The organism is Falsiroseomonas sp., from assembly GCF_051859025.1.
Lineage (GTDB): Bacteria > Pseudomonadota > Alphaproteobacteria > Acetobacterales > Acetobacteraceae > Falsiroseomonas.
Genome location: NZ_JBHYGL010000010.1, coordinates 49,411 through 55,418 on the forward strand (window position 1 = coordinate 49,411; position 6,008 = coordinate 55,418).

The 6,008-nt window shown below is 69.3% G+C and carries 4 protein-coding genes; all 4 read right to left on the reverse strand.

Features of this window, described 5'->3' with window-relative positions; translation table 11 throughout:
* Positions 1-719: 719 nt before the first annotated feature.
* Positions 720-3,377, reverse strand: coding sequence for a beta strand repeat-containing protein (locus ACTIE5_RS11160; RefSeq protein ID WP_439549772.1), 2,658 nt, complete (start codon positions 3,375-3,377; stop codon positions 720-722).
* A 315-nt stretch (positions 3,378-3,692) separates the two neighbouring features.
* The gene (locus tag ACTIE5_RS11165) at positions 3,693-4,604 is read right to left on the reverse strand and encodes a hypothetical protein (RefSeq protein ID WP_439549773.1); all 912 of its coding nucleotides are present in this window, start codon (positions 4,602-4,604) and stop codon (positions 3,693-3,695) included.
* A gap of 74 nt (positions 4,605-4,678) precedes the next feature.
* Positions 4,679-5,368, reverse strand: coding sequence for an invasion associated locus B family protein (locus tag ACTIE5_RS11170; protein ID WP_439549774.1), 690 nt, complete (start codon positions 5,366-5,368; stop codon positions 4,679-4,681).
* Between the two features lie 3 nt (positions 5,369-5,371).
* On the reverse strand, positions 5,372-6,008 hold a 637-nt coding region (locus ACTIE5_RS11175; RefSeq protein ID WP_439549775.1), incomplete at its 5' end, for a hypothetical protein.

Here is a 6,008-nt window from a genome sequence, read left to right on the forward strand (position 1 = left end):
GTCATGGGGCGGCGCGTTCCGTGTCGCAACCCGGCACCGAATCGATCGCATGCCGGCCATCATCAATTCGCCCCGTGGGCGTCAGCCTTCACCCCACTCCCGTGGGCGGCGCTCCCGCACCGCCACGCACCCACTCGCCTCCGTCGCCCAACCAGGCCGCTCCGCCCGTTGGCCTACCTGCGGCGCAGCCTCCCAGCTTGCGACCATGAACTCGGCCGCCAGGAAACCGCTGCGGATCCTTGGCGGGACCGACAGCGGCAGACATTCCCGGCAAGCGATCGCGCCCAACGCCATTCGTGGACGGATGGTGGCGTCGCGACTACCTCGTTTTTTGCGTTGTTCTGTCGTGATGTGTGTACGCCGCCACAACGAGGCGCCGCCTGCCATGCCTCGTCAGGGCGCCAGCGCGCGCAGCCTGATCGACCAGCCTCGCGGTCGGGGAAACCCACGACCACATGGCCCAAATGCCGGACCGTCCTGGGCGACGGCGCCTGCAACTCGATCCGGCGCGGAGACACCCTTCCGCAGGCAGGGCGCAGGACGCTACGGCCTCCGGTCCATGCGGGCGCCGGGCCTGGCACGGCACTAAAAAAAGGGCCCCGGCGCGAACCGGGGCCCCTCCTCCACCCGCGCCGCGCCGCCACGGCGACACGACAGGAGTGGAACATCACAAAGGCCGGGCCGCCACCCCGAAGGATGGGCGGCCCGGGTCAGGCTGATCAGCGGGCGGCGCTGATGACGTTCACGCCGTTGGTCGCAACCTGCACGCCGGTGTTGATGGCGTAGCCGTTTGCGGACTGCGTGCGGACAGTGTTGCGGGACAGGATGTCCGTCCCGCCGGCCGCGACCTGGTTCAGCAGACCCGTCGCGCCACCGGCGAGCGCCATGGTGTTGAGCGTCTGGCCCACCACCTGCTGCGTGCCGAGGAGCGTGGCATTGCCCGTGCCGTTGCAGACCGAGCCGCAGCCCGCCGCGTTCGCGGTCGCGGAGTTCCCGTTCGCCGACAGGAAGCCGTTGGAGGTCTGGTTCGCATTGCCAACCAGCAGCCCGGTGGAAGCCAGGCTGTTGAAGTTGACGCTGGCCTGCTGCACCAGGTTGTTGCCCACGGCGTTGCCGGACGTGCCAAACGCGGCAACGGCGGCGACATTCGACGCGCCGTTGAAGCCGAGGTTGTTGCCCACGTTGACCCCACCGCTCGCCTGGCTCAGCGCCGCGGGGGTCGCCGCGGACCCGATCGTGCCGGTCGAGTCGATGCGGTTCATGGTCAGCGCCGTCGTCTGGATGCCGGACGTCGCGCCCGTCCCGGACAGAAGGGCAGACCCGATGGTCGCATCGCCACGGCCACCGGAGATGGCCTGCGCATAGTTCACCGTGCCGTCGCTGAACATGGACGGACCCTGCTGGGTGACCGTCCCGGAAAGGCCGGAAGCGGAAACCAGGTTACCCGTCAGGCCGATATCCTGGCGATAGCCGGTCGCGGAGGCGAGACCGCTACCCGCAATGCTGCCCGAGAGCGCCCCCAGGGACTGCATGGAGCCGGTGCCGCCATAGCCGGCGATCGCACCGAGGTTCTGCTCAACCGCACCGGCAGAGGTGGTGGTCAGCGCAGCGCTGGTGGACAGGACGTTCGCCAGCACGTTGGTGCGCTGCGTCGTCCCGGCCAGCGATGCGTTGCCGCCCAGGATGGTCACGGCGCCCGCGCTGTTGGTCTGCAGGCCACCGCCGCCATTCTGCAGCGCGACCTCATAAGGCTGGCCGGCCGCGGCGAAGGCCGCACCGCCACTACCCTGATTCACGACGCCGTTGCTGAAGCCGGCAGGCGCCGCGACGCCGGCGGCGAAGTTCAGCGCATTCGCCGTCTGGGTGAAGCCACCCGTGACATTGGCGCTGGAGTTCAGGGTATTCGCCGTCATCTGGTAGTTCTGGGCAAGCCCATCGATGCTGGCACGGCCGGCCACGGTGTCTGCCAGGGCGTTGTTGAGCGCGCCGACACCGAAGGACGAGGTCCCGACCTGCACCACGCCGGAGATCGCACCGATCTCGTTCGCCACCTGCGAGAAGCCCGTGCCGTTGTTGGAACCGGTCGCCGGCAGCGCGGTGATCGCCATGTTGCCCGCATCGACGCGGTTGTAGGCGGTCGCGATCGTCTGGCCCACATTGGACAGGCCGACATCAGCCGCGGCCGGTGCGCCGTTCACGAAGTTGCGGGGCGCAGTGAGGGCGAGAACGCCCCCGCCGAGCACGCCGCCAGCGTTCGGCTGGGTAGCAGCCACCGCGGCGAGGCTGTTCGCCACCGTGGAGGCGACCATCTGGTTGGTGACCACGGGGACCACCGTGCCGAAGGTGCCGCCGCCGGGGCCGCTGACGGTCACAGCGCCCAAGATGCTCTGCTGGCCGCTCAGCGTCACCGCGCCGCTGGCACCGCCCACCGGGGCGAGGGCCAGGGTGTTGATGTCCACGCCCGCGCCCTGGTTCAGGTTGCGAACCGTCGGATCAATGCCCGCGCTGCCCAGGTTGGCGCTGTACGCCGCCGCCATGTTGGCCGAGGTGAAGGCCGTGTCCACGGCATTCAGACCATCGGCCTTCTGGCCCAGCACCAGCGCCACATCGCCATAGATCGCGGCGGTGTTGAAGCGGTTCTGCGCGATCTGGCTGCCGGCCACCGTGATCGGGTTGCCATTGGCATCGACGCCCGTGGCGGAACCATTGACCTCGGAGCTGCCCTGCGCCGTGAAGGCCACCAGGTTGTTCACCGAGCTCATGTTCAGGAGGCCCTGCTGGCCGCCCGTGCTGGACGCGGTGGTGGGGCCGCCCGTCGAGACGTTGGCCAGGCCGATCGGCATCTGGTTCAGCGACACCGTCGTGCCGGGCGCGAAAGCCGCACCGAGCGCGTTGGCGGAGTTGATGCCAACCTGGCTGCCGCCCACGGAAGCCGGGCCGGCGGAGTAGCCGACCAGCAGCGAAGGCACGCCCACGCCGGCGCTCGGGATGACGTTCGGACGAACCACATTGGCGGTATTGGTGTTGGTGCTGGTCAGTGACGTCGTTCCGGACAGCGTGCTGCCGCCAGAGCCCAGGCTGGCCGCGGAGGTCAGCATGTTGATCTCGACGGTCGTCGGGTTGCCGCCGGGGAAGCCGGCCACGGTCCCGAGCACGACCGGCGTCACGACGCCAGGCGCGGTCACGCCCATCGCGTTCAGCTGGTTGTAGGCGCGCTGGTCGAGGATGTTCGCCGCACCGCCGAACAGGCCGCCATTGCTCAGCGCGTCGCCGACATTGACGTTGTCGAGAACCGTGTTGGCCGAAAAGCCCTGGTTGCTGCCGGCAGTGGTGTCCACGCCGACCAGCGTGTTGTCGAGGTTGGTCAGGTTGATCACGGTCTGCGCGCGGGCAGACGGTGCGACCGCCACCATCAGCGCGAGCGCGCCGGTGGACAGTGCCGTCGTGAGTGTCAGAAGATTTCGCATCGTTTGGCCTTCATCAATGGCGCCACCCCGTCATGGGTGCGGCGCGTTTCATCTCAAAGCCCGATCGCGCGCCGCCGAAGCGGGCGCGGTACCGGTGGCCTTCAGCCCGCCAGGCGGGCGCCAGCTAGCCTCACCACGATCGCGGGTGACGTTCCCACGCCACCACGCGCCCCCTCCCCGCCGAGCCACCTGGGCTGCGGCGGGGCAGCCGGCTGTCAGCCGGCCTCAGACAGCGCCGCCACCGCCGGCGCCGCCGTCACCACCATCACCACCGCCATCGGACTGGGGCGCCGCAGGACCGGGCTGCCAGACAACGGGGATGTTCCAGAAGACAGGCGGCGGCGACAGCGTCGCGCCGCGGCCATCGGCCACACCAGGCCCGGTACCGCCGGTGCCGACGCCGACGCCAATGCCGCCATTCGTATTCGAGTTCTGGCTGCCGGTATTGAAGCTATTGTTGTAGTAGTTGTTGTTGACGAAACTCGTCGTACGGCTGTTGTTGATATTGTTGACGATGTTGTTCGTGACGACGTTGCTCCGCGTGGAGTTGTTCGTCACCGCGTAGTTCACATTGTTGACCGTGTTGATGGCGTTGTTGTTGGTGGCGACACCGTTGCCACCGACCGCGCCGATGCCGTTGCCGCCACCGCCGAAGCCACTGATCACCACATTCCCGCCGATGGCGGAGCTCGAGGGCAGCGGGTGCACCGGGTTCGGATGGACGACGGGGGTGAAGACGTAGTTCACCGGCCGATAGACGGGCACCAGGCTGAGCGGCGGGCAGGGCAGCCCGTAGTTGACCAGCGAACCGGTCCACTGCGTCGTGTAGGGACGCGCGGCGAAGTGGCCGAAGGGTTGGCTGACAGGCCAGCCGGTTACGGCAGGGCCGCTGGCAAGGTAGCCAGTCGCCGAGATGCCGCCCGCGCCATTCAGGCCGCTCGCGACGTTCCCGATCCCGTTCTGGGAGATGACGACCGACCCGCCGGCCGCGCTTCCTGCGCCGGTGAAGCGCGAGGTCCAGCTCTGCTGCGCAGCCGCCATGCCCGGCAGGATCAGCCCCGCCGTGGCAACTGCCGCCATCAGCATCGACCTTGAATGTCTCATCATTACTTTCGACTCCTTCGATTGGTTGTTCATGCTTCCGGCACCCCACGGGGGCACCCCCACGCGTGGCCGCTGCCGGGCCGACGACGTCCTGCTGGCGCCCATGCTCATCCGGTGATCCGGCGCAGCGCGTCGGCGATGCCATCGATGGGCAGGTTGATCGGCACCGTCTGGCCATCCAGCGACAGCACGAGGAACCGCATCACGCTGCCTCGTCGCAGCACCTCCACCAGCTCCGCCGGCATGGCGATGGACAGAGTGCAGCCCATCGGCAGGCAGGTCTCGATCGGGATGGACGCGAGGTAGCGATCATCCACGAGCAGCGGCACCGCCTCCCGCACCCCGATGCCGAGCGGCAACAGGACGGAAGCGGCCAGGCGACGCTGGTCGCGCACGTCGCGCAGCACGCTCAGCATGGCCAGCTGCCCCTGGCCATCAGCCCGCATCACGCGGCGGAAGATGCGGCAGGGTTGGGATTGCGGGCATTCATGCACCCAGCCATCCACGCCCGGAACGGCGCTGGCCTGCTGCGCGGGCGCGGCCGGTGCAGCCGGCGTCGCCGGCGCCACGCGCTGCGGCGCGGGCGCCGCCGCAGGTCGCTGTTGCTGTTGCTGTTGCTGTTGCTGTCGCTGCTGCTGCTGCTGCTGCTGCTGCTGCGGCGGCGCCGAACGCTGCGGGGCGTTCAGGACATCGCCCTGCGCCAGGGCCGCACCCGACCATGGCATGGCCCAGGCCAGCGTCGCCGCCAGCATCCAGCGAAGGGAACGGGGAGCGACCCGGTGGCTGTATCGGATCATGGGTTAACCTCCAATCGCCGCAAGGCGCGTGCGCACCCGACGCGGCTCCACCGCCACAGGGCGATGGCGTGCAGTGATCTGTTCGATGACGACCAAGCCGTCCCGATCCGCCTCCCTCACCGCCAGCGGCATGCGCGATCCGATCAGCAGGCTGTCGCCGTGGATGCGGACCAGGAAGCGCGGGTCGCTGTCCTCAGGCAGGCGGATCTGGGTGTGGCCAGCGAAGCGGAGGAGAAGCCAACGCTCTCCGCGCCGCACTACCTCGTAGGTGACGCGCGCAGGCAGTTCGAAGCCGACGACGGAACGCCCTTCGATCTCCCTCAGATGGATCGTGACGGCACCGTCGCGTCGCTGCGCATCGCCATGGCCGCCAGGCACGAAGAGCGCCGGAATGACCGCGCCATCGCCGGCATGGGTGACGAGCCGCGCCGCCATGGGGCGATCCGCTTCGGCGACGGTGGCGGCCGTTGCCGTCGCGGCCGTTACCGTGGCGGACGGTGGCATGGCGGCCGTTGCCGTCGCGGCCGTTACCGTGGCGGGCGGTGGCGTGGCGGCCGTTGCCGTCGCGGCCGTTACCGTGGCGGGCGGTGGCATGGCGGCCGTTGCCGTCGCGGCCGTTACCGTGGCGGGCGGTGGCGTG